This is a genomic window from Iodobacter fluviatilis (assembly GCF_900451195.1).
In the GTDB taxonomy this organism is placed as follows: Bacteria; Pseudomonadota; Gammaproteobacteria; order Burkholderiales; family Chitinibacteraceae; genus Iodobacter; species Iodobacter fluviatilis.
The window spans coordinates 1,590,060-1,615,169 of sequence record NZ_UGHR01000001.1; the positions used below are offsets into that span (position 1 = coordinate 1,590,060).

Here is a 25,110-nt window from a genome sequence, read left to right on the forward strand (position 1 = left end):
CCCTGATACAAGAAAGTACAAATGGCCGGCTGTAAATCCTGTCGCGATAAAATGAGTTTGCCAATATGAGCAATGAGCGAGAGCAAGATTTTATATTTACCGATGCTGATTTTCGCCGGGTTGTGAATATCATTTATGCCCGGGCGGGAATACGCTTAAATGAAAGTAAGCAATCCATGGTATACAGCCGTTTAGCACGGCGTTTAAGAGCGCTTAATTTAGAAAAATTTAGTGATTACTTGAATTTTCTAGAGGCAGAACCAAAGCATGAAGAATGGCAACAATTTACCAATGCTTTGACAACTAATTTAACTTTTTTTTTCAGAGAAAAGCATCATTTTGAAATGCTTTCTGATCAGTTGCATAAATTACATGGCCCGGTGCGCATCTGGTGCTCTGCATCGAGCACCGGCGAAGAGCCGTATTCTTTGGCAATGACCGCAGTAGAGGCTTATGGCAGGCTCAGGCCTGAGGTAGAGATTATTGCATCTGATTTAGATACCCATGTATTGTCTAAAGCAAAAAATGGCATATATTCAATGGATAAATTAGATAAAGTTTCCCCTGAAAGATGCAAAACTTTCTTTCTGAAAGGCAAGGGTGAAAACATCGGGCAGGCAAGGGTCAGAAAAGAATTAAGAGAAATGATTGAATTTAAACAAATTAATTTATTGGCGCATTCATGGCCTTTAACACCTTATTTTGATGCAATTTTTTGCAGAAATGTCATGATTTATTTTGATCAGGCAACCCAGCGGGTCATGCTTGAAAAAATGGGCAGGCTATTAAAACCGAATGGCTTATTGTATGTGGGCCATTCAGAAAACCTGCATCATATGTCCGAGTGGTTTCACTCCTGCGGTAAAACGGTTTATCGGCTTACCGATAAAGCCATTCATGAGTGGGGGTTGTCAAAATGAGTAAGGGCTATGAGGAGGTATTGGCACCCACTCTTTACTTTGATAAAAGTTTTGATATTGATGCTGCAAAGCTTTTGCCGGGTGAATATTATGTAACCGGGCGGAATATGCTTCTGGTAACCGTGCTGGGTTCATGTGTGGCCGCGTGCATTCGGGACAGAAAAACAGGCGTGGGCGGCATGAATCACTTTATGCTACCAGAGGCTGCCGACGAGGCAACGGCGATGGCGGGTTTGGCAACACGCTATGGCACTTATGCTATGGAAATGCTGATTAACCAAATTATGAAAATGGGTGGATCTAAAAGCTCATTAGAAGCAAAGGTATTTGGCGGCGGCAATGTATTGAGGGGTTTTACTGTATCAAATATTGGACAGAAAAATGTTGATTTTGTCCGCTCATTTCTGGATTTGGAAAGAATACCCGTTGTATCAGAAGATTTGTTGGATATATTTCCGCGTAAAGTTTATTTTTTTCCACAAACAGGACGGGTATTGGTTAAAAAATTAAAAGCCGTACATAACAATACAATTGTTGAACGGGAAAAAGATTACAGCTCAAGATTGCAATATGCCAAGCAGGGTGGAGATGTTGATTTGTTTTAATTGCGGAAAATAAATCATGAAAAAAAAGGTCCGGGTGATTGTCATTGATGATTCCGCTTTAATGAGGAATCTGCTTACAGAAATTATTAATGAAACACCTGATTTGGAGTGTGTGGCCACAGCACCTGATCCGATTATTGCAAGAGAAAAAATTCGCGAGCTTAATCCCGATGTCATTACGCTTGATATCGAAATGCCTAAAATGGATGGGCTGGAATTTCTTGAAAGGCTGATGCGGCTTAAACCCACGCCGGTGATTATGATATCCTCTTTAACTGAACAGGGTTCAGAAGCGGCTCTCCGCGCCTTAGAATTGGGGGCGGTTGATATTATTGCTAAGCCAAAATTGGATATTGTGCGTGGGATTCAAGGATATGCCGATGATATTCGGGAAAAAATACGTTGCGCAGCGGGGGCAAAAGTGAAGCCAATGTTCAGCAGCAATGTCATGCCAAATAATTCGGCGGATGTGGTTCTTCCAAAAGTGTCCAGGCCGATTTTAAAAACTGAAAAACTGATTATCGTTGGTGCGTCAACGGGGGGCACTGAGGCGCTTAAAGAGTTCTTAGTGCCGATGCCGCCGGATGCACCGGCCATTCTGATTGCCCAGCATATGCCAGAGATGTTTACCAAGTCTTTTGCTAACAGGCTTAATACCCTGTGCAGTATTACGGTTAAAGAAGCCGAGCATGGTGAGCGGGTATTGCCAGGGCATGCCTATATTGCGCCGGGACATTCCCATCTTTTATTGGGTGTATCTGGCGCGAATTATGTTTGCCACCTGTCGCAAGGAGAAACCGTAAACCGCCATCGCCCTTCTGTTGATGTGCTGTTCAGATCTGTTGCTAATCTGGCGGGGAAAAACGCGATAGGCGTGATTCTGACGGGTATGGGAAAAGATGGCGCGGCAGGGATGCTGGAGATGAAGCAGGCAGGGGCCTATAACTATGCTCAGGATGAAGCTTCCTGTGTGGTGTTTGGTATGCCCAAAGAAGCAATTGCGCTGGGTGGTGTGCATGAAGTGCTGCCACTGAAAGAAATCTCTGGCCGGGTGCTGGCTTTTCTAACCCTGCACGGCGGGCGTAATGTACGAATTTGAAAGTGATATGCCAGATGAATTTAGCAATATTAATTGTTGAAGATGATGATAGTTTAAGAGAAGCGCTGGCGGACACGCTGGAATTGGGCGGCTACTCGGTGCTTGTGGCTGAAGATGGCGGGGATGCGCTGCAGGTTCTGGCAAACCATCGTGTGGGGCTTGTGCTCTCTGATGTGCAAATGCAGCCGATGGATGGCGAAAGGTTGTTGCAGGAAATTAAGCTGCTTTACCCTTATTTGCCTGTCATATTAATGACGGCCTATGGGGTGATCGAAAAAGCGGTTGCCGCATTACATTCCGGTGCATGTCATTATCTCCCCAAGCCGTTTGAGCCCGATCGCTTATTGCAGGAAGTAGCAAAATACATGCTGCCGGACAGCGATGATGAAGAGGTGATTGCGGAAGATCCGGCCATGCTCAGTCTTTTAGATATGGCAAGGCGTGTTGCGCTTTCTGATGCCTCGGTCATGATTACGGGTGAATCGGGCACAGGGAAGGAAGTGCTGGCGCAATTTTTACATCGCAATAGTGGCAGGGCGGCCCGTCCATTTGTGGCCATTAATTGTGCGGCCATTCCTGAACAACTCTTAGAATCAACGTTGTTTGGCCATGAAAAAGGCTCGTTTACTGGCGCTGCAAATCAGCATCTGGGGAAATTTGAGCAGGCCAATGGTGGCACATTATTGCTTGATGAGATTTCAGAAATGCCTCTGGCTTTGCAGGCCAAATTACTGCGTGTGCTGCAAGAGCGGGAAGTTGAAAGGGTAGGCGGCAATAAGCCGGTGCAAATTGATATTCGCGTGCTGGCTACGTCGAATCGGGATATGAAGCTGGAAGTTGCTGCTGGGCGTTTTCGTGAAGATTTGTTTTATCGTCTGAATGTTTTTCCTTTGCAGCTGCCCAGTCTTCGTGAGCGCAGCGATGATATTTTGCCGCTGGCTAAAGCGATGCTTGCAAGGCATGCGGCAAGGCAAAAACGGCGTGTGCCGGTGTTGTCGTGCGCGGCAGAGGCCGCATTGCTTGCTAATGGCTGGGAAGGCAATATCCGTGAATTAGATAATGTGATGCAGCGGGCGCTTATTCTGGCTCCTGGTGATGAAATTGCTGCTGAACATCTTTATTTGCCGCAAACCGCCATTGTTAAGGCGGCAAATATTGCCGCTCAACCGGGTTTGCCCGATGTTTTGCCGCAGGCCGATGCACCGGCTGTCGTAAGTGATATCAAAGAGCTGGAGAAAAGACATATATTGGAAACACTCAAGTCGCTTGGTGGTGCGCGTAAATCAACCGCAGAAAAGCTGGGTATGAGTGAAAGAACACTACGTTATAAATTACAGCAGTATCGTGAACAAAACCCGGATTTATCCATTTGAGTTGCAGGTGGCTCAGGAATTGCTTGCAGTAGCTTAGTCAGAGCACCTACAATTTCAAAACAGGGCATTAGTCCGTTGTTGCCGCTGCCATTTTGGCTTTATTAATGCTAATGGCCGGATCAATTGATTAACTGCTTAAAAGGGGATATAAGTCATGAGCGTGCAAGGAATCGATCAGGTTCTTGGCGAATTAAAAGCAATGTCTGCACTCGCGGGAGGGCAGGCCGCAAACCAGACGCAGCCTGTTGCGGGCGCGCCTGACTTTGCGTCAATGCTTAAGTCTTCTTTGGATCAGGTAAACCAGGTACAGCAAGACGCTCAGGCGCAACAGCTTGCGTTTCAGTCCGGTGCGCCAGAAGCCAATCTGCAAGATGTAATGGTATCCTTGCAAAAAGCCAGCCTTTCTTTCCAAACGATGGTGCAGGTACGCAATAAGCTGGTCAGTGCTTATCAGGAAGTCATGAGTATGCAGGTCTGATGCCCCGGCTCTGTCCGGAGCCCCAGCTAGCCTGAGTATTTCGTGAAAGCATTGCTGAAATATTTAGACTAGAATTTAGACAGGCTCATCAAAGCCTGCATGGGATTTCGACGTATGGCAGAGGTAAGTGCAGCGGCAGATAATAATCTGATTACAGCAAGAGGCTTCGGTGTAGCGCGTGAGCGCTTCGCTGCGTTGTCTTCTGGGCGAAAGATCGGCCTGATGGTTGCTGTGGCGGCTGTAATTGCATTAATTGTGGGCAATATGCTGTGGTCAAAAGAGCCTGCCTATCGCATTTTGTTTACCAATATTCCAGATAAAGATGGCGGTGCCATCGTTCAATCTCTGCAGCAAATGAATGTGCCCTATAAGCTTGATCCGGGTGGCACTATTTCTGTGGCAGCCGATAAGATATATGACGTTAGATTAAAGCTTGCAGCTCAGGGATTGCCTAAATCGGGTAATGCAGGCTTTGAATTACTCGATAATCAAAAATTTGGTGTTTCACAATTTGCCGAGCAGGTGAATTATCAGCGTGCTATTGAAGGTGAATTAGCCCGCTCAATTGAAACGGTTGCATCCGTTAGTAAAGCGCGCGTGCATTTGGCGATGCCCAAACAAACTGTGTTTTTACGGGATCAGCAAAAGCCAACGGCATCCGTAATGCTTACGCTTCACCCGGGCCGCATTTTAGATGGCGGGCAGGTGGCAGGGATTATTCATTTAGTATCGTCCAGCGTGCCTGAGCTGCCGATTAAAAACGTTACGATTGTGGATCAGGATGGTAATTTATTATCTAAATTGCCTGAAATGAGCCAAAACAACTTAGACCCACGGCAATTGCTTTATGTGCAGCATGTGGAAAAAGGCTTTGTTGAGCGTGTTGAAACCATTCTTGCTCCGCTGGTGGGCAAGGAAAACGTTAAAGCCGAAGTAACTGCACAAATTGATTTTGCTGAGGTAGAGCAAACATCAGAATCCTTTAAGCCTAATTCACCCCCGAACAGCTCGGCGATGCGCAGCCAGCAAACGCTCGATTTACAAGGTAAATCCAGTAATGAATCGGCGGGGGGGGTACCAGGGGCATTATCAAACCAGCCCCCGGGCGCAGCTGCGGCCCCTATTACAGCACCGACAGCTTCGGGAGCTTCTGAAGCGGGCGTTACGGGCTCGGCCAATAGCCGCAAAGAAGCGACCATTAATTATGAAGTTGATAAAACCATTCAGCATGTAAAGCAGCAGGTAGGTGGGGTAAAACGGCTGTCTGCTGCGGTAGTGCTTAATTATAAACCGGGTAAGGATAAATCCGGAAAGATGACTTATCTGCCGTTCAGCCCGCAAGAAATGACTCAGATAAATAATCTGGTGCGCGAAGCGATAGGGTACAACAAGGAGCGTGGTGATTCGGTGAATGTGGTGAATGCCGCATTTGCAGATTCCTTGCCTTTGGAAGAAAAGAAAATACAGGATAAAGCGCTGGCGTATATTCAGACCAATGCCACAGATGTGGGTAAATTGGCGCTGATTGCCATTGTTGTTCTTTATTTATTGTTCTTTGTGCTGCGGCCATTGATGAAAGATATGGCCAAAACGCGCGAAGAAGCACGAATTCAGGAGCTGGATTTTGGCGAAACACTTGGGCCTGATGGTGAGAAGCTGAAGGCCGACGAGCAGACGCCCGAAGAAGACGAAAATCAAAATCGCATGGCCGCCTTTGCCGAGCTGTTGCAACAGGCTAAAGAGCTGGCAAAAGATGATCCACGTATGGTGGCGACTATCTTGCGCGAGTGGATGCTGAATGCCGATGATAAGAGCGGCGATCCGAATAAAAAGGCGTAGAGCATAAACTGCAGTAAAGCAGCCGTATATTGATATTAAAAGCGCCTTGAGGAGCAAACCATGGCTGCCGATTTAAGTGATGAAGGCGTGCGTAAAAGCGCACTGCTCCTGATGACATTAGGCGAAGATGTTGCCGTTGAAGTCTTTAAATTTTTAGGTCCTAAGGAAGTGCAAAAACTGGGCTTTGCAGTGGCAGGAATGGATGCAGTGAAGCGTGAAGAAATTGACGTGGTGCTGGGTGATTTTATTGCATCCACGCAAAACCGCGCCAATTTAGGCGCTGCTGATGAGTATATTCGCTCTGTATTAACCAAGGCGCTGGGTACAGATAAAGCTGCAAATTTGCTCGATCGTATTTTGCAGGGTAATGATAATAATGGTATTGAATCCCTTAAATGGATGGATTCCTCTGCCGTTGCGGAGCTGATTAAAAACGAGCATCCACAAATTATCGCCACAATCTTGGTGCATTTGGAATCCGATCAGTCGTCTGAAATTTTGAGTTATTTTGTAGAGCGGCAAAGAAATGATGTATTGCTGCGGATTGCCACGCTGGAAGGCGTGCAGCCTGTTGCACTTAAAGAGTTGAATGATGTGCTGACCCAATTGATGTCTGGCTCCGATAAGCTGAAAAAGAGCGCTATGGGTGGCGTGCAAATGGCGGCTGATATTCTCAACTTTATGGGCGGTGTGGTTGAAGCCTCAGCCATTGCGAGTGTTCGTGATTACGACCCGGAGCTGGCGCAAAAAATTCAGGACAAAATGTTTACCTTTGACAATATTTTGGATATTGACGATCGTGGTATTCAGCTATTAATGCGTGAAATTCAATCTGATTCCTTGGTTATTTCGCTCAAGGGCACCAGCCAGGCGCTCAAGGAAAAGATTTTCAAAAATATGTCTTCACGGGCTGCGGAAATGTTGCGCGATGATCTGGAAGCGCGCGGGCCGGTTAAGTTGTCAGAAGTTGAAGCAGAGCAAAAAGAAATCCTTAAAATCGTTCGCCGCTTGGCAGATGAGGGCCAGATTGTGCTGGGCGGTAAGGGTGATGAAGGGTTAGTTGAATAATGGTCTTATCAAAAAGCCGCATTGCTCTGTCAGTGCGGTGCTGCATACTCAGAATATCTGCTTACCTGTTGAATTTTTGCCGCGTCGATTTTTTAAAAGCTTGCCTTGTCTTGCCAGGGTATTGCGCTGTTTCGGGGCGTCTAGATGAGTAATCCGCGCGTGATTCCACGCGAGCAATTAAGCGCATGGGAAAAATGGGAGCTCGCTTCTCTGAATGAGGCTGAGGCAGAAGCCGCTGCTTTAGAGGAAGAGGTGGCTGAGCCTGTGCCAGAAGAAGTGGAGGTACCCGAAGAAGAGGTGTTTTCCGAAGAGGAGCAAGATTTAGAGCCGCTTCCCACTGAGCCGGTTGATGTGCCTGATGCCGATGTTTCTTTTCCTACCGCAGAAGAGATAGAAGCGATTGCTCAGCGCGCCCAAAGTGAAGGCTTTGAGGCGGGTCTTGAGGCCGGGCGTTTAGTGGCGGAAGACGAAGCAAATCGTTTGCGCTCGGTTTTGGCAAGTGTTGAAAGCACTTTGCAAAAGGCAGAAGCGGCACTGTCAAATGAAGTGCTTGATCTGGCCGTGGTCATTGCCCGGCAAATGGTGAGGGACGAGCTGAATCATTCGCCAGAGCGTTTGTTGCCTATTTTGCGCGAAGCATTAGCTAGCTTGCCGGCTGCGCGTTCTCCATCGCGTGTGTTTCTGAATCCAGATGATCTTATTGCGGTTGAGGGTATGCTGGGAGGCGATTTGCCTAGCGACACTTGGCGTTTATTGCCTGATAAGCAGCTGGAAACGGGGGGCTGCCGGATAGAAACCCCTGATTCTGCGGTTGATTTATCCCTGCCTGTCCGCTGGCAAAATATTCTGCGAGTCTTAGGGCGTGGTGACAGAGCCGATCTTGGCTGGGCCGAGCAGCCTGCTGAGCCTGCGCTTGCCGTTGAAAAAGATCAGCCCATAGGATTGCCTGTTTCCGAAGCTGCACCAGAGACTACCGCTCCTTCGCAATTGGATAATCAGCCCGCTATCGTTCCTGATGAAGAATCTGATGCTTCTTCAGAGGGACTTTTAGCAGAGGATTCTGATCCGGCAGAGGAAGAGCCCGCCAGTGAATCCGAACAACATGACTGAAGCCTTGCAGGGGTGCAGCCAGTATCTGGCCGATTGCAAAGACGCGGTGCGCTGGATGCGCCCGTGGCTGCCACGCGGGCGCTTGGTCAGAGTGTCGGGTTTGGTGCTTGAGGCTGTGGGCTTGCGGCTGGCTATTGGCTCGTCTTGTGATGTGATGACGCCCAGCGGCGCTTCGGTTGAGGCTGTGGTGGTCGGCTTTAATGAAGACCGCTTGTTTTTGATGCCGATTGCTGAAATTTATGGCGTAGAGCCTGGCGCGCAGGTTGTGCCGCATGAGGATGTAGAAGCGTGGGTGCCCGATTATGGTCATCCGCGTCCGCCACAACGCCGTTTAGAAGATCATGGCCGCCAGATGCCTGTAGGTTGGGGCTTACTTGGCCGGGTTTTAGATGGCTTAGGTAGGCCGCTTGATGGCAAGGGGCGGGTCGAGCATGACGACTATATGCCGCTGTTTGCCCGCCCTTACAACCCGATGACACGTGAGCCAGTCCGGCATGTGATGGATGTGGGTGTGCGTGCGATTAATGCCATGCTGACGGTAGGGCGAGGCCAGCGTCTGGGCTTATTTGCGGGCTCAGGTGTGGGTAAATCGGTGCTGCTGGGCATGATGGCGCGCTATACCACGGCCGATGTAGTGGTGGTGGGCCTGATTGGCGAGCGTGGGCGAGAAGTGAAAGATTTTATTGAAAATATCCTGGGTGACGAAGGCTTGCAGCGCTCGGTTGTGGTGGCCGCGCCTGCAGATACGCCGCCCTTGCTGCGTTTGTATGGCGCAGCCTATGCTACTTCAATTGCCGAATATTTTAGGAATCAGGGCAAGCATGTGCTGCTGATTATGGATTCCCTGACCCGCTATGCCATGGCTCAGCGTGAAATTGCCCTAGCCGTGGGCGAGCCGCCTGCTACGAAAGGCTATCCGGCTTCGGTCTTTGCCCGCTTGCCCCAATTGGTAGAGCGTGCGGGTAATGCTGAAGAGGGCGGCGGCTCAATTACTGCGTTTTATACCGTTTTATCTGAAGGCGACGATCAGCAAGACCCGATTGCTGATAATGCCCGTGCGATTCTGGATGGCCACTTTGTGCTGAGCCGCCAGCTGGCCGAGGCGGGGCATTATCCGGCGATTGATATTGAAGCTTCGATTAGCCGTGTGATGAACGATATTATTTCGCCCGAAGAATTCACCGTGGTTCGCCGCTTTAAATATCTTTATTCCCGCTATCAGCGCAGCCGGGATTTGATCAGTGTGGGTGCTTATGTGCCGGGCTCTGATCCTGTTTTGGATGAAGCCATCCGGCGTAATCCCGGCTTTGAAGCCTTTTTACAGCAGGGTATTGGCGAGTGCGAACGCTATGATGGGGCTAGAATGAAGCTTTATCAGCTCTTGATGTAATCAGCAGGGAATGAGTGCAGTGGCCAAGTTTCGTTTTGCCTTTTTACTTGAGCTTGCCATCGATGCAAGAGAAGACGCTGCAAGGCTTATGCAGGCATCTCAGGCCAATTGGCTGAGTGCTCAGGGTAAGCTGGAGCAGGTCGATCAGTACCGAGTGGAGTATCGTGCCCGTTTGCTGGGCAGCGGTCAGGGCGGTATGAGTATTATTCAGTGGCGAGATTTTCAGCTGTTTCTGGCTAAACTTGATGATGTTGCATTGTCGCAGCAGCTGGAAATTGAACGCTTAGCCAGCGTATACGAGGCGCGTCGTGATGCGTGGCTGGAATGTGAAAAAAAAGTAAAGGCTTTTGAGGCTTTAAAACAGCGGCATTTATCAGCTGAAATGCAAAAAGAATTGCGTAATGAGCAGCGTATTAATGATGAATTTAATACACGGCAGCGCCCCCGCTGATTTTTCTGTGTTGATATCTTCTGCTTTATCCACGGATAAATCTTATCTGAGTAAGGATAAGATGTGGATAACTGTCTTAGTGTGCTGTTTTATAGGGTAAAAAAACAGTTGCCTTATTTTTAATCAATTTATAATGATCTCAAATGCATATCAGGATAAACGACTGGTTTTCTTGCGTATGGCATATTGGCCTTGCTGCTGGCATGTATTGATTGCTAGGTCCCACACTGACATATTGAAAATTTATGTTAAAGATTCAATTCACCAGCCTCAGGATAAAAATGCATAGCCTGAAGTGGTGAATAGAATCGGTTTAATAATTCTTACTTTGCCGGGTTGTCAGTGTTTGGGGCTGCCTGCCGCAATTCTGTCCATCACGGCGAATAATACCCCTGAGATCACAAAGGTCAGATGAATACCGATTAACCATGCCAGCTCTGTGTGATCGGTTGATTTAATATTCATAAATGCTTTAAGCAAATCAATCGCTGAAATGGCCACAATTGAGCCTATTAATTTCAGTTTTAAATCTGCATAACTCACTTTTCCCATCCACGATGGCTTATCGACTGAGCTGTGGGCAATATCAAGCTTCGATATGAAATTCTCATACCCGCTGAAAATCACAATTAATAAAAGGTTGGCCACAAGGGTGACGTCTACCATGCCTAAGATAGCAATAATTAAATTGCCATCTCCATAAATCAGCGCATTAAACATACCAAATAGTTCTTTGATCATTTTGGCAAACAGGGCAAGCAGGCCCAGAATAAGCGCCAAATAAAAGGGCGCTAGCAGCCATCGGCTCTGAAAAATAATCCTTTCTAAAATATCTTCAACACGGTTTTGCATTTACTGCCTCCAAAATGAGGCTGTAATCATGGCGTCTCTTCGCAAGCAAATCAAGATTTAAACAATGGTTTTCAGTAAGCCATCGCGCAGGCCGCTTGTACGCTGTGGGCCGGTATGACGGACGCCCAGAGATTATGCCATCAGCTTGCCTGCTCTAAGTGGGTAAGTTTGGTATTGCTTATAATCAAAGAAATTACTATAATTTCAGTAATTACTGAAAATTGGAACGATCATGAACCTCTCGCCGATTAATGAGCGATTTGTTTTGCATTTTGGTGAAATGGGCAGCCGCTGGGGAGTGAATCGGACAGTGGGGCAAATGTATGCGCTGCTGTTTCTTTCGCCTAAGCCCTTGAATTCCGATGAAATTGCCGAGCAACTTGGTTTTTCCCGCTCCAATGTCAGCATGGGAATGAAAGAGTTATTGTCTTGGAAGCTATGCAAATTAGTGCACAAGCCAGGCGACAGGCGTGATTATTTTGAAACGCCCAAAGATGTTTGGGAAATATTCCGTTCTTTAGTCGAGGAAAAGCGCAAGCGCGAAATCGAGCCCACGCTGACTTTGCTGCGCGATGCCCTAATGGACGAGGCCATGAGCGATGAAGACCGCCATGCCCAGCAACGTATGCGCGAAATGCATGAGCTGATTGAGCTGGCGACAGGCTGGTTTGATGAGGTGCAGCATCTTTCACCGGAAACCTTAGAAAACTTGATGCGCCTAGGTTCTAAGGTGCAAAAAGTATTGAGCTTTGCCGGAGCGTTACGGCCAGGAAACAGGGATTAACCATGCGAATAAGCAAGCGTCTGCCTTTGTGGCAAGAAATCACCATTGTATTGCTGATTAAAATGGCCTTGTTATTTGTGATTTGGAAGTGCTTTTTTTCTCAGCCTGTTGCCCGTCATATGCTGGTGCCGCAATCCATGATGACAGAGCGGTTTACGAGCGCGGCCTCTGCTCCGGCTCAGCGTTAGCTGCACGGATTTTCGGTATTGCCTGAAGGAGGTTTGCATCGGGTGACAGGGTGACAATTTCATGGCTTCGCCCGGGCGGGGCCTGTTTTCCAGAACCAAGTTAATCATTACACAGGACACTTTTATGATTCCCGCTGCTGAAGTGGTGGAATTGTCGCGCATGCAATTTGGATTAACCGCGATGTTCCATTTTTTATTTGTGCCATTAACAATGGGCTTGTCATGGATATTGGTGATCTGTGAAGCCGCTTATGTCATGACTGGCAAAGAAATATATAAAGACATGACCCGGTTCTGGGGAAAGTTATTTGGTATTAATTTTGCAATGGGGGTAACAACAGGCTTAACCCTTGAATTTCAATTTGGAACAAATTGGGCCTATTACTCGCATTATGTGGGCGATATATTTGGCGTGCCCTTAGCGATTGAAGGCATGATGGCCTTCTTTTTGGAATCCACCTTTGTGGGTTTATTCTTTTTTGGCTGGGATAGGCTTTCAAAAGTACAACATCTGGGCGTCACTTTTTTAGTGGCGCTGGGGTCAAATATTTCGGCATTATGGATTTTGATTGCCAATGGCTGGATGCAAAATCCGGTTGGAGCCGAATTTAATTACATTACCATGCGAATGGAATTAACCAGCCTTGCTGAGGTGTTTTTTAACCCCGTAGCGCAGGTTAAGTTTGTGCATACCGTAGCGGCGGGTTATGTAGCGGCTTCCATGTTTGTGCTGGGCGTATCAAGCTGGTATCTGCTCAAAGCAAGGGATACAGGTTTTGCACTGCGCTCTTTTGCTATTGCTTCAGCATTTGGCCTCGCTTCAATTTTATCTGTGATTGTTCTGGGTGATGAATCCGGTTACACCACAGGCGAAGTGCAGAAAGTTAAGTTGGCAGCAATGGAAGGGCAGTGGGATACGCAGCCTGCGCCTGCATCATTAACTTTATTTGGTATTCCTAATCAGAAAGAAGAGCGTGTTGATTTTGAGGTGAGCATTCCCTATGCACTGGGCTTAATTGCCACTCGCTCAACTACGGAAAAAGTAACCGGGATTAAAGATTTAAAAGTTGAATATGAGCAAAGAGTCAGAAATGGGATGTTGGCCTATGCAGCATTAACAAGGCTAAAGGCGGGGGACAAAACGGCTCATGATGCATTTGAGGCACATAAGGCGGATTTGGGCTATGGCTTATTGCTGAAAAAATATACCAGCAATGTGGTGGATGCAACACCTGCGCAAATTAAAGCAGCAGCTGCAGATACGATTCCCAATGTTGCGCCTATTTTCTGGTCTTTCCGCATTATGGTCGGGCTAGGAATGCTGTTCTTATTTATTTTTAGTATGTCATTTTATTTCCTGGCTAAAAGAAATCTTGCTCCGCAACGCTGGCTATTACACCTAGCTGTATGGTCGATTCCACTGCCATGGGTGGCGATTGAAGCGGGCTGGCTGGTGGCAGAGTATGGCCGTCAGCCGTGGACCATATCGGGCATTCTGCCCACCTTTATGTCGGCTTCTGCGCTGAGCAGCGGGCAATTACATTTCAGCATGATTGGCTTAACGCTGATGTATACCAGCCTGTTTGCGATTGAAATGTATCTGATGCTGAAATATATCCGTCTTGGGCCGGCCAGCCTGCATACAGGCCGCTATTTTGGTGAAAAAACTTCGCACGCTTAAGGAAAAATCATGCTCGATTATGAAGTCTTGAAGTTGATTTGGTGGGGGCTGATGGTTTTTCTGCTCATTGGCTTTACCCTGACCGGTGGTTTTGATCTGGGTGTGGCTATTTTATTGCCTTTTGTCGGTAAAACAGATGATGAGCGCCGTCTGGTTATTAACTCGGTCGGGCCAACTTGGGAGGGGAATCAGGTTTGGCTGGTTACGGTGGGGGCTGCTTTATTTGCGGCATGGCCATTGCTCTATGCCGCTGCGTTTTCTGTCATGTATGTTGCGCTGATGTTTGTGCTGTTTGCCCTGTTTTTACGCCCGGTTGGTTTTGATTATCGCAGCAAGCTGGAAAACCCGCGCTGGCGTAGTGGCTGGGATTGGGCGCTGTTTGTGGGGAGTGTGGTGCCCACGCTGGTGTTTGGTGTGGCGATAGGCAATTTATTTATTGGCTTGCCATTTCAGTTTGACGATAGTTTGCGGGTGAGTTATTCAGGGCATTTTTATGATTTATTAAATCCATTCTCGCTCTATTGTGGTTTGGCTGCCATTGCCATGCTGATCTTGCACGGTGCCAGTTTCTTAACGGTGAAAACCCGGGATCAAGTGCAGGAAAGATCGAGAAAGGCAACCATCATTGCCGGTTGCGTTTTGGCTGTCCTGTTTGCTTTGGGTGGTGTATGGCTTAAAGAGCTGGATGCATGGCAGATTGTGAGGATGGGGGCTGCAGGCGATGTACTTAATCCACTGAATAAAACAGTGGCCATTGTAAAAGGGGCGTGGTTAAGCAACTTCAACCTTTATCCATCGGCCTGGCTGGTCCCGGCTGCAGGTGTGGCTGCTGCTTTGTTGGCGGCAGTGGCCAGCTGGCGGCATTCACCGCTGATTGCGTTTATTTTAAGTGGCACGGCCAGTGTGGCGGTGCTGTGCACCACAGCAATTGCTTTATTCCCGTTTATTCTGCCTTCTACATTAGATGCCGCATCCAGCCTGACTGTTTGGGATGCGGTATCTAGCCAGAAAACCCTAGGCGTGATGTTGGCTGTGGTAGTGATCTTTGTGCCCATTATTATGCTGTATACCGCATGGGTTTATCGGGTGATGCGCGGGCCGGTGTCTGTTCAGCGGTTGCAGGAAGATACTCACAGTTATTAATTTATTTCAGTGCCATAAAGACGGGCCCGATGGCGGGCTTGCATTTATCGGAGCTTCTTTGTGGCTAAAGAAATCGGCGAGAAGGGGGTGTGCAAATGTGGTATTTTTCCTGGATTTTAGGTGTAGGTCTGGCCTTGGCTTTTGGTCTGATCAATGTGATGTGGTTTGAGAGTACGCATGCATTTGGGGGCGAAAAAGAAACAGAGGCACAGGAGCGCTTCGAAAAGTACGGCAAGAAATAGGCGATTGTTGTTTTCTTTGTTTTATGTCAAATAAATGTTGCAGAGAGATAAATAAGCAGCCCATCCGTGGGCTGCTTTTAATTTGCGTATATTTGTTGCTTTGTAATTTTTTGTTGCAAGAGGCTGATTTTGGATTGTCAAGGTAGGGTGAAAGGTAACAAAAGGTAAGTTGCAGCCGGAATGATCCCGGCATTTGAGTTTTCTCAATACCTGTGTAAGGTGAATTCTGTAGATTTAAATGCGTAAAAATAAGTCATTAATCATGCGGTTTATTGATTATTTATTTGTTAAGCATTTGTTTTATGTTAATAAAATTGTCAGATTGTTTTAATTTAGGACATTATTTTTTTCATGTTCTTGCTATTTGCTAGCGCAAGTCATTTTTATACAAGGGCTTGTTTATCTTTTGATTGCCAATTACTACCGCGCAGTGAATAATCCAGCTTGTTTGGTGATGTAAGGTGTATCGACTACGGTTACTTGCAAGGGGTATGACAACTTTGCCACCTCGCACTTCAAAACGGTTATTCAACGATTAAAGCTGCGCTTACACTCGTTGCTTGAGCAAGATAAAAAGGGGATGTTATGAATATTCTGGGCTATTTACAGAAAATCGGCCGTGCGCTGATGGTGCCGGTGGCTACATTGCCAGCTGCGGCCATTTTGATGGGTATCGGATATTGGATCGATCCAAACGGCTGGGGGAGCAATAGTGCATTAGCAGCCTTCCTGATTAAATCGGGTGCTGCAATTATCGACAATATGTCGATTTTATTTGCCGTAGGTATTGCTTATGGTATGTCTAAAGATAAAGACGGCGCTGCGGCTTTATCGGGTCTGGTTGGTTACTACGTACTGACCACATTACTTTCACCAGGTGCAGTTTCACAGATCCAAGGTATTCCTTTGGATCAGGTGCCTAAGGCCTTTGCCAAAATCAATAACCAGTTTGTGGGTATTTTGGTGGGTGTGATTTCTGCAGAGCTTTATAACCGCTTTAGTGGTGTTGAGCTGCATAAAGCGCTGGCTTTCTTTAGTGGCCGCCGCTTAGTGCCAATCGTGACTTCGGTTGTCATGTTGGTTGTTGCTTTCCCACTGATGTATATCTGGCCGCTTGTATTTAATGGCTTGGTCCATTTTGGTGAAAGCATTATGGGTATGGGCCCGCTGGGTGCCGGTATCTATGCCTTCTTTAACCGCCTCTTGATTCCGGTTGGCTTGCATCACGCACTCAATAGCGTGTTCTGGTTTGACGTTGCGGGTATTAACGACATTCCTAACTTCCTTGGCGGCGCTAAGTCCCTTGCTGAAGGTAAGGCTGTGTTGGGTGTGACCGGTATGTATCAAGCTGGTTTCTTCCCGATCATGATGTTCGGTTTGCCTGGTGCTGCTTTAGCTATTTATCACGCAGCTAAGCCACAAAACAAAACACGCGTTGCGTCTTTGATGATTGCTGCTGCATTTGCTGCATTCTTCACTGGGGTGACTGAGCCGCTTGAATTCTCATTCATGTTTGTGGCTCCGCTGCTTTACCTGCTGCATGCTGTGCTGACTGGTTTGTCAGTTTATATTGCTGCAAGTATGCAATGGATTGCTGGTTTTGGTTTTAGTGCCGGTCTGGTTGACTTGGTGCTGTCAACTAAGAATCCGCTGGCTAAAGATATTCTGATGCTGATCGCGCAAGGCTTTGCATTCTTTGCGATCTACTACTTCAGCTTCCGTTTTGCGATCAAGGCATTTAACTTGAAAACGCCGGGTCAGGAAGATGAAGAAGAAGGCGCGGCAGAAGGTGATGCTGCACCAGTAAGTGGTGATACAGATTCACTGGCTCATGCTTATATCGGTTTGATTGGCGGTGGCGCAAATGTTGTGGCGATTGATGCTTGCATTACCCGCCTGCGCTTAGCACTGAACGATACCGCTGTTGTGGATGAAGCTGCTGCTAAGCGTCTTGGCGCTTCGGGTGTGATCAAGCTTAATAAGCAAAATGTACAAATTATCGTTGGACCCAAGGCCGAGTTGATTGCAACACGCATGACTCAGTTGCTGGCAGGTAAAGGTATTAGCGCAGCAATCCCTGCTGCAGCACCAGCGGCTCCTGTTGCTAAGGCGGCTGTTGCGGCTCCGGCTCAAAAAGTAACAGGCGATTTAGTCTTGCTTGCTCCTTTGAGTGGTGAAGTTGTGGCGCTGCTGGATGTGCCTGATGCGGCGTTCTCCAGCAAGGCAGTGGGTGAAGGTCTGGCGATTCGTCCAAGCAGCAATCTGGTGCTGGCCCCTGTGGATGGTGTGATTGCTAAAATCTTTAACACTAACCATGCATTTGCACTGATTGCAGACAATGGTGCTGAGCTGATTGTGCACATTGGTCTGGATACTGTGAAGCTGGGTGGTAAGGGTTTCACACGCTTACTTGAGCAAGGTTCACGCGTTAAAGCGGGTGATGCGGTGCTTGAGCTGGATCTGGAATACCTGTCACAACATGCAGTTTCAATCATCAGCCCGATTGTGCTGAGCAATGTTGATCAGTTTGACAGCGTGGCACAGTTTGCAACTGGCCATGTAGAAGCAGGTAAGACAGCGCTCTATACCATTAAAGCGAAATAAGTCTGCTTTAGCGGGAATAAAAAAGGCGAACCTTCGGGTTCGCCTTTTTTACGTTGTGTGTTTTATACAACACTCACGTAAATGATTTAGTTAAAAATAATTAACCAAGTAAGTGCTTCACTGCATCACGCTCTTCAGATAATTCTTTCGCGCTGGCATCCATGCGGGCACGGCTGAAGTCGCTGATTTCCAGCCCTTCAACGATGGAGTATTTGCCATCTTTACAAGTAACCGGGTAGCCAAAAATCAAATCGCTGTAGCCATACTCGCCATTGGCCGGAACGCCCATCGTGACCCAGTCACCATCTGCAGTGCCCAGTACCCAGTTACGGATGTGGTCAATTGCGGCATTGGCTGCAGAAGCAGCAGAGGACAAGCCACGCGCTTTAATAATGGCTGCACCACGTTGCTGAACAGTCGGGATAAAGTCTGTTTCCAGCCATTTTTGATCATTGATCAGGGCAGAAGCGCTTTGGCCTTTCACTGTTGCATGGAACAGATCTGGGTATTGGGTGGCGGAGTGATTGCCCCAGATGATCATCTTGTTAACATCGGTTACCGCTGAAGAGGTCTTCTGTGCGATTTGAGTCAGGGCACGGTTGTGATCCAGGCGCATCATGGCGGTGAAGTTGGCCGGATTTAAATCTGGCGCATTTTTCATGGCAATGTAAGCATTGGTATTGGCTGGATTACCCACTACCAGTACTTTTACATCGCGTGATGCCACTTCATTCAGTGCTTTACCTTGCGCGGTAAAGATTGCGCCGTTAGCTTCCAGCAAGTCTTTACGCTCCATGCCTGGGCCACGTGGACGTGCGCCAACCAAGAGGGCGATGTCTGCATCTTTGAATGCAACTTTTGGATCATCACTTTGCACAATGCCGTGCAAGAGTGGGAACGCGCAGTCATCCAGCTCCATGACCACGCCGTTAAGCGCTGGCAGCGAAGGGGTGATATCCAGTAATTGCAGGATCACAGGCTGATCTGCGCCAAGCATCGCGCCTGATGCAATACGGAATAAAAGGCTATAACCAATCTGGCCGGCAGCGCCGGTAACGGCAACGCGAATAGGGGTCTTCATGAGGATCACTCCGATATTGGTGTGTGAACGATGCTGGGGTTTTAGCGCTTGCACTTCAACCGCACAGATAACACTTTTGTTTGCAAATAATCAGAAATTAGACCAGCTGATCTGATGCACATATCTGCTTATTTGTAGAGCAAATGTGAGTATCCTGCTTTGTTATGAACTGCAGCTGCAGTACACCCCGCATGCTTATTTTTACACGGTTTAAAGTATGTTTTAGCTACTCTGTAAGCCTAGCAGAGAAAGTTTATCACGCGTATCCGTGCTTTGCGCACGTTTTGCAGTCAGAGCAAATATATTGTTGTGTATCTTTTGTCTTATATAAGACTGTAGTAGACTATGATGCTACAACATGATAAAAAGCAACCTATCCTCAATGAGTAAACTTGCAGCCATCCCTTTATATCGTCAGGTTATTCGTGAAGTTACTACGGCAGTGGATGCTGGCGAGTGGAATGCAGATGAAAGTTTGCCGAGCGAAAATGATTTAGCCCACCGTTTTGGCGTCAGCCAAGGCACGGTGAGAAAAGCACTGGATGTGTTGGTATTAGAGGGCGTTCTGTATCGCCGCCAGGGTGTGGGCACTTTTGTGTCGGATGCCAGTGATTTTTTAGCGCAGGCGATGTTTGTCCCTTTATCTGGCTATGGCGGTGAAAAGCCAAAAATTGAAATGCTGGGCTGCGTACGGATTCATGCAGGCGAGCAGCTGGCAGAAATATTGGGTTTAAGGCGTGGTGCAGCCTTGTGGCAAGTCAGGCGCTTATTGCGGGTTGCCGGTACCGTGATTGGTCTGGAAGAAATGTTTTTACCCGAGGCTAATTTCCCAAATCTGGAAATGCGCAGGATTCGGGAGTTACGCGGTAATTTACGTGAACTATGCTGGCGTGATTTTGGGATGCGTTTAAAAGATGGCGAAGTTCGCTATCGAGCAGTGCCCGCAGCCAGTGCTGAAGCCCGATTATTGCAAGTTGAAGTACATGAGCCTTTACTTCAGCTTGTGCGTCTTGCTAGAGATTTTGATGGAAAGCCGCAGGTTTGGAGTGTGGCTTGGTTCAGATCAGAGCAATTGGCATTTCAGGCTCCGCCTGAGCAGGCTTAATTTGCAAACAGAATGGATCTTCAAGAATTTGTAGTTGAGTAAGTAGTAAAAAGGCAGGTCGGTGATGTCGGACGGTTTAAGAAACAGATCGTGCACGCTGACAGAAGTAAAACTTAAAGAGGAAGTGCGCATGCAAAAAACACGCCCCAAGCACCTGGAGATCGCGAAGATTCGTCTTCCTTTGCCAGGGATTATCTCCATTCTTCATCGCGTAAGTGGCGCGCTGATGTTTCTGGCGATTCCCTTTATGCTCTACGCCCTGGAAGGTTCTTTAGCCTCGAGTGAGCGTTTTGATGCATTCAGATCCTGTATTTCAAACCCCCTTGTAAAAATTGCGCTGTTGGGTGTTTTGTGGGCTTTCTTGCATCACGTCTGCGCTGGCGTTCGTTTCTTGTTTTTAGATATTCATAAGGGCCTGGAGCTGAAAACGGCACGCCTTACAGCCAAAATCGTGCTGGTGGTGAGCTTGGTTCTGACGGTCGTGATTGGGGGCCTGGTATGGTAAATCGTCAAGTAGTTGGGGCCCATTACGGCCTGAAAGACTGGCTGGTTCAACGTGTGACTGCCGTAATTATGCTGGTTTACACCGTTGCACTGGTTGCTTTTTTATTGCTGGCCGGTGGCACTTCTTTTGAAGCATGGCAACAATTATTTGCCTGTACCTGGGTCAAAGTGCTGACCACCATTAGCCTGTTTGCTCTGCTGTGGCATGCTTGGGTGGGTGTGCGTGATATCTGGATGGATTACCTCCAGCACGTGGGCCTGCGTTTAACGATGCACGTGCTGACGCTGTTATGGCTGGCAGGTAGCTTGGTTTATATGATTAAAGTTGTGTGGGGTGCATAAGCGATGACCGTTCCTATTCGTAAATTTGATGCTGTCATCGTTGGCGCGGGTGGCGCAGGCCTTCGCGCAGCTTTGCAGCTGTCTGAAGCCGGTCTGAAAACCGCTGTTTTATCCAAAGTATTTCCGACGCGCTCGCACACCGTTGCCGCGCAAGGTGGTATTTCCGCCTCTCTTGGTAATGTCCAAGAAGACAAGTGGGAATGGCATATGTACGACACCGTTAAAGGGTCGGACTGGCTGGGCGATCAAGACGCCATTGAATTTATGTGCCGTCAAGCACCTGAAGTAGTAGTGGAGCTTGAGCACTTTGGTATGCCGTTTGACCGCTTAGAAAACGGCAAGATTTATCAGCGTCCATTTGGCGGCCATATGGCTGACTTCGGCAAAACACCGGTGCAACGCGCCTGTGCTGCGGCCGACCGTACTGGCCACGCCATGTTGCACACGCTGTATCAGCGTAATGTGCGCGCCAATACCCAGTTCTTTGTGGAATGGATGGCGCTGGATCTGATTCGTGATGAAGCAGGCGAAGTGGTTGGTGTGACTGCGCTAGAAATGGAAACCGGCGAAGTGTCGATTATCCATGCCAAGGCTGTGTTGTTTGCTACCGGTGGTGCTGGCCGTATTTTCTCTGCTTCGACCAATGCGTTTATTAATACCGGCGATGGCCTTGGTATGACCGTGCGCGCAGGTATTCCGCTTGAAGATATGGAATTCTGGCAATTCCACCCCACTGGCGTAGCCGGTGCGGGCGTGTTGATTACTGAAGGCGTGCGCGGTGAGGGCGGTATCTTGCTCAACTCAGAGGGCGAGCGTTTTATGGAGCGCTACGCGCCGAACGCCAAAGATCTGGCTTCGCGTGATGTGGTTTCCCGTGCCATGGCGCTGGAAATTCTGGAAGGCCGCGGCTGTGGTAAAGAAAAAGACCATGTATTGCTGAAGCTGGATCATTTAGGTCCGGACATCATCAAACAACGCCTGCCAGGCATTCGTGAAATTGCCATTAAGTTTGCCGGTGTTGATCCGATTCAGGATCCAATTCCAGTCGTGCCAACCTGCCACTACCAGATGGGCGGTATTCCGACCAACTATAAAGGCGAAGTTGTTGCCCCCGTGGGTGATGATCCGGAAGTGCGCATCAAAGGCTTTTACGCGGCGGGTGAATGTGCATGCGCTTCGGTGCACGGTGCAAATCGCTTGGGTACTAACTCACTACTGGATCTGGTGGTGTTTGGTAAGGCTGCGGGCAATTCGATTATTGATTTCATCAAGAACGAGCGTCCGGAGTTGCGCCCATTGCCAGCGAATGCGGCTGAGTTCTCCTTAGCCCGTCTGGCGCGTTTGGAAAACCAAACGGGTGGCGAAGAAGTTGCTGACGTGCGTAATGCCATGCAAAAAGTGGTGCAACTGCGTGCCGGTGTATTCCGCAACTCAGAGAACTTGGCCAAAGGCGTTGAAGAAATCAAGGCCGTGGCAGAGCGTGTGAAGCGCACTCAGATTGCAGACAAATCCAAAGTATTTAATACCGCAAGGGTTGAAGCGCTGGAGCTGGATAACCTGATCGAAGTGGCGGTTGCTACGCTGATTTGTGCCGAAGCGCGTAAGGAAAGCCGTGGTGCACATGCGCACGACGATTTCCCTGATCGCCATGATGAGTGGATGAAGCACACGATGTTTGATGGCAAAACCCGTCAATTATCTTACAAGCCTGTTCACACCAAACCGCTGACGGTCGATTATATCGAACCGCAAAAACGCGTTTACTAAAAGCATCAGGAGAAAACCGATGAAGATGCATTTCAAGCTCTATCGCTACAACCCTGATGTGGACGCTAAGCCGTACATGCAGGATTACCATGTTGAACTGGAACCATCCGATAAGAAATTATTAGATGGTCTGGTTCGCCTGAAGGCACAAGACGACAGCCTGAGCTTTCGCCGTTCTTGCCGCGAAGGAATTTGCGGTTCAGATGCGATGAATATCAATGGTAAGAATGGTCTGGCCTGTATTACAGATATTGCCAGCCTGAAGCAGCCAGTTGAGATTCGCCCACTGCCAGGTTTGCCGGTGATTCGTGACTTAATCGTTGATATGACGCAGTTCTTTAAGCAATATCACTCGATCAAGCCCTATGTGCAAAACGATAATCCGCCGCCTGATCGCGAACGCCTGCAATCGCCGGAAGACCGTAAAGAGCTGGATGGTTTGTACGAGTGCATTTTATGTGCTTGCTGCTCAACATCCTGCCCGTCATTTTGGTGGAATCCTGATAAATTTGTAGGCCCGGCTGGTTTGCTGGCAGCTTACCGTTTTATTGCGGATACCCGCGATGAAAAAACCAACGAACGTCTGGATAATCTTGAAGATCCATATCGTTTGTTCCGTTGCCACAGCATTATGAATTGCGTTGATGTTTGCCCTAAGGAACTCAACCCAACGAAAGCCATTGGCAAGATTAAAGATTTAATGATTAAGCGCATGAGCTAATCAACAGAGGGGCAGCTTTGCCCCTTTTGAAGTGTCAGAAGTAAGGAAGAGCTTGATGGATGCAATTGAATTAAAACGGATCATCTGGCGCTCACGCCGTGGGCTTTTAGAAGTAGATCTTCAACTGGAGTGTTTTGTAAAAGAGGTGCTCCCTACTTTATCCGGAACGGATTTGATTCTTTTTCAGGATCTTCTTTTACTCTCTGATAACGATCTGCTTGATTACCTCAATTGCAAAGCAGAATGTCCGGACGAGCGGCTCAGACCGATGCTGGAACAAGTACGAAGCGCACAACGACAAGCGGTACAAACCGAAACCCCAGGAGCTATTTAATATGGAAAAGAAAGTCACACTGACTTACAACGATGGCAAAGATTCGCTTGAGTTGCCAGTTTTACCGAGCACGCTTGGGCCGGATGTGGTGGATATCCGCTCATTCTCCAAGACCGGTATGTTTACTTTCGATCCTGGCTTTTTGGCGACATCCAGCTGTGAATCCAAGATCACCTATATCGATGGTGATCTGGGCCAGCTTTACTACCGTGGATACCCGATTGAGCAGCTTGCTGAGCAAAGCGATTATCTGGAAGTGTGTTACCTGCTGATTAACGGCGAGTTGCCAACACCGGAACAAAGCGCTGCATTTAATAAAACGGTCATGAGCCACACCATGGTGCATGAGCAACTGACCCGTTTCTTTAACGGCTTCCGCCGCGATGCGCATCCGATGGCAATGATGGTGGGTGTAGTGGGTGCATTATCCGCGTTCTATCAGGACAGCCTAGATATCAATAATGAAGAGCACCGCAAAGTGGCGATGTTCCGTCTGATCTCTAAGATCCCGACCATTGCCGCAATGTGCTACCGCTACAACCAAGGTTTGCCATTCGTTTACCCACGCAATGATTTGAGCTATACCGCCAACTTTATGCACATGATGTTCTCTACGCCTTGCGAAGAATATGTGCCAAACCCGGTATTGGTGCGTGCGCTGGATGTGATCTTTACCCTGCATGCTGATCACGAACAAAATGCTTCAACATCAACAGTTCGTCTGGCTGGCTCGTCTGGCGCTAATCCGTTTGCATGTATTGCAGCGGGTATTGCCTGCCTGTGGGGCCCGTCGCATGGCGGCGCTAACGAAGCCGTATTGCTGATGCTGGATGAAATTGGCTCGGTCGATAAAGTGCCGGCCTTTATGGAAGGCGTGAAAGCCAAGACGCATAAGCTGATGGGCTTTGGTCACCGTGTATATAAAAATATGGACCCGCGTGCCAGCGTCATGCGCCGTATTTGCCACGAAGTACTGAATGAAATGGGTCTGCAGGATGATCCTAAATTCAAACTGGCCATGGAGCTGGAAAAAATTGCGCTGGAAGACAGCTACTTTATTGAACGCAAGCTGTATCCAAACGTCGATTTTTACTCAGGTATTGTTCAGTCTGCATTAGGTATTCCTGTGCCAATGTTTACCGTGATTTTTGCCTTGGCACGTACAGTGGGCTGGATCAGCCACTGGAATGAAATGATTGCGGATCCGGGTATGAAGATTGGCCGTCCGCGTCAGCAATACACTGGCGCGACTAAGCGTGATTATGTACCTGCAGATCAGCGCGGTTAATCTGTGTTTGTGGCTTGTTTGTAAATTGCAGGGCGGATGAAGCCCACAGGTAGAACCTGCCCTGCATTGTAATTGATTGGTTTTGAGCCGCTTCGCTAAGGGGCGGCGGTCTTGCATGGTGTTAAGCCTGCTAAATTACTG

Annotated in this window: 25 protein-coding genes; 23 read left to right on the forward strand and 2 right to left on the reverse strand. The window is 48.1% G+C overall.

The window, feature by feature from the left end; genetic code table 11:
• The first annotated feature begins 65 nt into the window (after positions 1–65).
• The 10 genes from DYD62_RS07240 (at position 66) to fliJ (ending at position 10,333) form a co-directional block, all read left to right on the forward strand.
• A complete protein-coding gene (locus tag DYD62_RS07240) occupies positions 66–920 on the forward strand; it encodes a CheR family methyltransferase (RefSeq protein ID WP_115226719.1) in 855 nt (284 codons plus the stop codon).
• Complete coding sequence (gene cheD, locus DYD62_RS07245) at positions 917–1,525, forward strand: chemoreceptor glutamine deamidase CheD (protein WP_115226720.1); 609 nt, start codon at positions 917–919, stop codon at positions 1,523–1,525. The genes DYD62_RS07240 and cheD overlap by 4 nt, the downstream gene beginning before the upstream one ends.
• Positions 1,526–1,541: 16 nt before the next feature.
• Positions 1,542–2,624, forward strand: coding sequence for a protein-glutamate methylesterase/protein-glutamine glutaminase (locus DYD62_RS07250; RefSeq protein ID WP_115226721.1), 1,083 nt, complete (start codon positions 1,542–1,544; stop codon positions 2,622–2,624).
• Positions 2,625–2,638: 14 nt separating this feature from the next.
• A complete protein-coding gene (locus tag DYD62_RS07255; protein WP_172476484.1) occupies positions 2,639–3,997 on the forward strand; it encodes a sigma-54-dependent transcriptional regulator in 1,359 nt (452 codons plus the stop codon).
• Between the two features lie 154 nt (positions 3,998–4,151).
• Positions 4,152–4,475, forward strand: a complete 324-nt coding sequence (gene fliE / locus DYD62_RS07260; protein WP_115226722.1) for a flagellar hook-basal body complex protein FliE — start codon at positions 4,152–4,154, stop codon at positions 4,473–4,475.
• 114 nt (positions 4,476–4,589) lie between these two features.
• On the forward strand, positions 4,590–6,314 hold the full coding sequence (gene fliF, locus DYD62_RS07265) for a flagellar basal-body MS-ring/collar protein FliF (RefSeq protein ID WP_115226723.1): 1,725 nt from the start codon (positions 4,590–4,592) through the stop codon (positions 6,312–6,314).
• 60 nt (positions 6,315–6,374) lie between these two features.
• A complete protein-coding gene (fliG, locus tag DYD62_RS07270; RefSeq protein WP_099398237.1) occupies positions 6,375–7,382 on the forward strand; it encodes a flagellar motor switch protein FliG in 1,008 nt (335 codons plus the stop codon).
• A gap of 144 nt (positions 7,383–7,526) precedes the next feature.
• A complete protein-coding gene (locus DYD62_RS07275; protein WP_115226724.1) occupies positions 7,527–8,492 on the forward strand; it encodes a flagellar assembly protein FliH in 966 nt (321 codons plus the stop codon).
• 55 nt (positions 8,493–8,547) lie between these two features.
• Positions 8,548–9,882 carry a flagellar protein export ATPase FliI gene (gene fliI, locus DYD62_RS07280; RefSeq protein WP_233702934.1) on the forward strand — a complete coding sequence of 445 codons (1,335 nt, stop codon included), beginning with the start codon at positions 8,548–8,550 and terminating at the stop codon, positions 9,880–9,882.
• 19 nt (positions 9,883–9,901) lie between these two features.
• On the forward strand, positions 9,902–10,333 hold the full coding sequence (gene fliJ, locus DYD62_RS07285; RefSeq protein ID WP_165928686.1) for a flagellar export protein FliJ: 432 nt from the start codon (positions 9,902–9,904) through the stop codon (positions 10,331–10,333).
• Positions 10,334–10,672: 339 nt separating this feature from the next.
• Here the strand turns inward: fliJ and DYD62_RS07290 are convergent, their stop codons facing one another.
• Positions 10,673–11,185, reverse strand: coding sequence for a TIGR00645 family protein (locus tag DYD62_RS07290; protein ID WP_099398233.1), 513 nt, complete (start codon positions 11,183–11,185; stop codon positions 10,673–10,675).
• Positions 11,186–11,417: 232 nt separating this feature from the next.
• On the opposite strand from DYD62_RS07290, the gene DYD62_RS07295 reads away from it, so the two are divergent.
• The 6 genes from DYD62_RS07295 to nagE all read left to right on the forward strand — a co-directional run bounded on the left by DYD62_RS07295 (position 11,418) and on the right by nagE (position 17,827).
• A complete protein-coding gene (locus DYD62_RS07295) occupies positions 11,418–11,969 on the forward strand; it encodes a GbsR/MarR family transcriptional regulator (protein WP_099398232.1) in 552 nt (183 codons plus the stop codon).
• 2 nt (positions 11,970–11,971) lie between these two features.
• Positions 11,972–12,157: a cytochrome oxidase putative small subunit CydP gene (cydP, locus tag DYD62_RS07300; RefSeq protein ID WP_099398231.1), complete on the forward strand. Its 186-nt coding sequence runs from the start codon at positions 11,972–11,974 to the stop codon at positions 12,155–12,157.
• Between the two features lie 124 nt (positions 12,158–12,281).
• Entirely contained in the window at positions 12,282–13,838 is a 1,557-nt protein-coding gene (locus tag DYD62_RS07305; RefSeq protein ID WP_115228235.1) for a cytochrome ubiquinol oxidase subunit I, read from the forward strand.
• A gap of 9 nt (positions 13,839–13,847) precedes the next feature.
• Positions 13,848–14,981, forward strand: a complete 1,134-nt coding sequence (gene cydB / locus DYD62_RS07310) for a cytochrome d ubiquinol oxidase subunit II (RefSeq protein WP_115226727.1) — start codon at positions 13,848–13,850, stop codon at positions 14,979–14,981.
• A gap of 95 nt (positions 14,982–15,076) precedes the next feature.
• The gene (cydX, locus tag DYD62_RS07315; RefSeq protein ID WP_099398228.1) at positions 15,077–15,223 is read left to right on the forward strand and encodes a cytochrome bd-I oxidase subunit CydX; all 147 of its coding nucleotides are present in this window, start codon (positions 15,077–15,079) and stop codon (positions 15,221–15,223) included.
• 585 nt (positions 15,224–15,808) lie between these two features.
• Positions 15,809–17,827, forward strand: a complete 2,019-nt coding sequence (gene nagE, locus DYD62_RS07320; protein WP_115226728.1) for an N-acetylglucosamine-specific PTS transporter subunit IIBC — start codon at positions 15,809–15,811, stop codon at positions 17,825–17,827.
• A 100-nt stretch (positions 17,828–17,927) separates the two neighbouring features.
• Here the strand turns inward: nagE and DYD62_RS07325 are convergent, their stop codons facing one another.
• Positions 17,928–18,908, reverse strand: coding sequence for a malate dehydrogenase (locus DYD62_RS07325; protein WP_115226729.1), 981 nt, complete (start codon positions 18,906–18,908; stop codon positions 17,928–17,930).
• Between the two features lie 382 nt (positions 18,909–19,290).
• Between DYD62_RS07325 and DYD62_RS07330 the strand changes: the two genes are divergently transcribed.
• The 7 genes from DYD62_RS07330 to gltA all read left to right on the forward strand — a co-directional run bounded on the left by DYD62_RS07330 (position 19,291) and on the right by gltA (position 24,969).
• Entirely contained in the window at positions 19,291–20,013 is a 723-nt protein-coding gene (locus tag DYD62_RS07330) for a GntR family transcriptional regulator (RefSeq protein WP_165928687.1), read from the forward strand.
• A 130-nt stretch (positions 20,014–20,143) separates the two neighbouring features.
• Entirely contained in the window at positions 20,144–20,518 is a 375-nt protein-coding gene (gene sdhC, locus DYD62_RS07335; RefSeq protein ID WP_099398257.1) for a succinate dehydrogenase, cytochrome b556 subunit, read from the forward strand.
• On the forward strand, positions 20,512–20,859 hold the full coding sequence (gene sdhD / locus DYD62_RS07340; protein WP_099398223.1) for a succinate dehydrogenase, hydrophobic membrane anchor protein: 348 nt from the start codon (positions 20,512–20,514) through the stop codon (positions 20,857–20,859). The genes sdhC and sdhD overlap by 7 nt, the downstream gene beginning before the upstream one ends.
• A gap of 3 nt (positions 20,860–20,862) precedes the next feature.
• Complete coding sequence (gene sdhA / locus DYD62_RS07345; RefSeq protein ID WP_115226731.1) at positions 20,863–22,626, forward strand: succinate dehydrogenase flavoprotein subunit; 1,764 nt, start codon at positions 20,863–20,865, stop codon at positions 22,624–22,626.
• Between the two features lie 25 nt (positions 22,627–22,651).
• On the forward strand, positions 22,652–23,347 hold the full coding sequence (locus DYD62_RS07350) for a succinate dehydrogenase iron-sulfur subunit (protein WP_276527792.1): 696 nt from the start codon (positions 22,652–22,654) through the stop codon (positions 23,345–23,347).
• 55 nt (positions 23,348–23,402) lie between these two features.
• A complete protein-coding gene (locus tag DYD62_RS07355) occupies positions 23,403–23,681 on the forward strand; it encodes an FAD assembly factor SdhE (RefSeq protein ID WP_115226733.1) in 279 nt (92 codons plus the stop codon).
• A gap of 1 nt (position 23,682) precedes the next feature.
• Positions 23,683–24,969 carry a citrate synthase gene (gene gltA, locus DYD62_RS07360; protein WP_115226734.1) on the forward strand — a complete coding sequence of 429 codons (1,287 nt, stop codon included), beginning with the start codon at positions 23,683–23,685 and terminating at the stop codon, positions 24,967–24,969.
• The last annotated feature ends 141 nt before the right edge of the window (positions 24,970–25,110 follow it).

Coding starts and splice junctions, on each gene's coding strand:
- DYD62_RS07240 (WP_115226719.1), top strand. CDS start 66: ATGAGCAATGAGCGAGAGCAAGATTTTATATTTACCGATGCTGATTTT.
- cheD (WP_115226720.1), top strand. CDS start 917: ATGAGTAAGGGCTATGAGGAGGTATTGGCACCCACTCTTTACTTTGAT.
- DYD62_RS07250 (WP_115226721.1), top strand. CDS start 1,542: ATGAAAAAAAAGGTCCGGGTGATTGTCATTGATGATTCCGCTTTAATG.
- DYD62_RS07255 (WP_172476484.1), top strand. CDS start 2,639: ATGAATTTAGCAATATTAATTGTTGAAGATGATGATAGTTTAAGAGAA.
- fliE (WP_115226722.1), top strand. CDS start 4,152: ATGAGCGTGCAAGGAATCGATCAGGTTCTTGGCGAATTAAAAGCAATG.
- fliF (WP_115226723.1), top strand. CDS start 4,590: ATGGCAGAGGTAAGTGCAGCGGCAGATAATAATCTGATTACAGCAAGA.
- fliG (WP_099398237.1), top strand. CDS start 6,375: ATGGCTGCCGATTTAAGTGATGAAGGCGTGCGTAAAAGCGCACTGCTC.
- DYD62_RS07275 (WP_115226724.1), top strand. CDS start 7,527: ATGAGTAATCCGCGCGTGATTCCACGCGAGCAATTAAGCGCATGGGAA.
- fliI (WP_233702934.1), top strand. CDS start 8,548: ATGCGCCCGTGGCTGCCACGCGGGCGCTTGGTCAGAGTGTCGGGTTTG.
- DYD62_RS07290 (WP_099398233.1), bottom strand. CDS start 11,185: ATGCAAAACCGTGTTGAAGATATTTTAGAAAGGATTATTTTTCAGAGC.
- DYD62_RS07295 (WP_099398232.1), top strand. CDS start 11,418: ATGAACCTCTCGCCGATTAATGAGCGATTTGTTTTGCATTTTGGTGAA.
- cydP (WP_099398231.1), top strand. CDS start 11,972: ATGCGAATAAGCAAGCGTCTGCCTTTGTGGCAAGAAATCACCATTGTA.
- DYD62_RS07305 (WP_115228235.1), top strand. CDS start 12,282: ATGATTCCCGCTGCTGAAGTGGTGGAATTGTCGCGCATGCAATTTGGA.
- cydB (WP_115226727.1), top strand. CDS start 13,848: ATGCTCGATTATGAAGTCTTGAAGTTGATTTGGTGGGGGCTGATGGTT.
- cydX (WP_099398228.1), top strand. CDS start 15,077: ATGTGGTATTTTTCCTGGATTTTAGGTGTAGGTCTGGCCTTGGCTTTT.
- nagE (WP_115226728.1), top strand. CDS start 15,809: ATGAATATTCTGGGCTATTTACAGAAAATCGGCCGTGCGCTGATGGTG.
- DYD62_RS07325 (WP_115226729.1), bottom strand. CDS start 18,908: ATGAAGACCCCTATTCGCGTTGCCGTTACCGGCGCTGCCGGCCAGATT.
- DYD62_RS07330 (WP_165928687.1), top strand. CDS start 19,291: ATGAGTAAACTTGCAGCCATCCCTTTATATCGTCAGGTTATTCGTGAA.
- sdhC (WP_099398257.1), top strand. CDS start 20,144: ATGCAAAAAACACGCCCCAAGCACCTGGAGATCGCGAAGATTCGTCTT.
- sdhD (WP_099398223.1), top strand. CDS start 20,512: ATGGTAAATCGTCAAGTAGTTGGGGCCCATTACGGCCTGAAAGACTGG.
- sdhA (WP_115226731.1), top strand. CDS start 20,863: ATGACCGTTCCTATTCGTAAATTTGATGCTGTCATCGTTGGCGCGGGT.
- DYD62_RS07350 (WP_276527792.1), top strand. CDS start 22,652: ATGCATTTCAAGCTCTATCGCTACAACCCTGATGTGGACGCTAAGCCG.
- DYD62_RS07355 (WP_115226733.1), top strand. CDS start 23,403: ATGGATGCAATTGAATTAAAACGGATCATCTGGCGCTCACGCCGTGGG.
- gltA (WP_115226734.1), top strand. CDS start 23,683: ATGGAAAAGAAAGTCACACTGACTTACAACGATGGCAAAGATTCGCTT.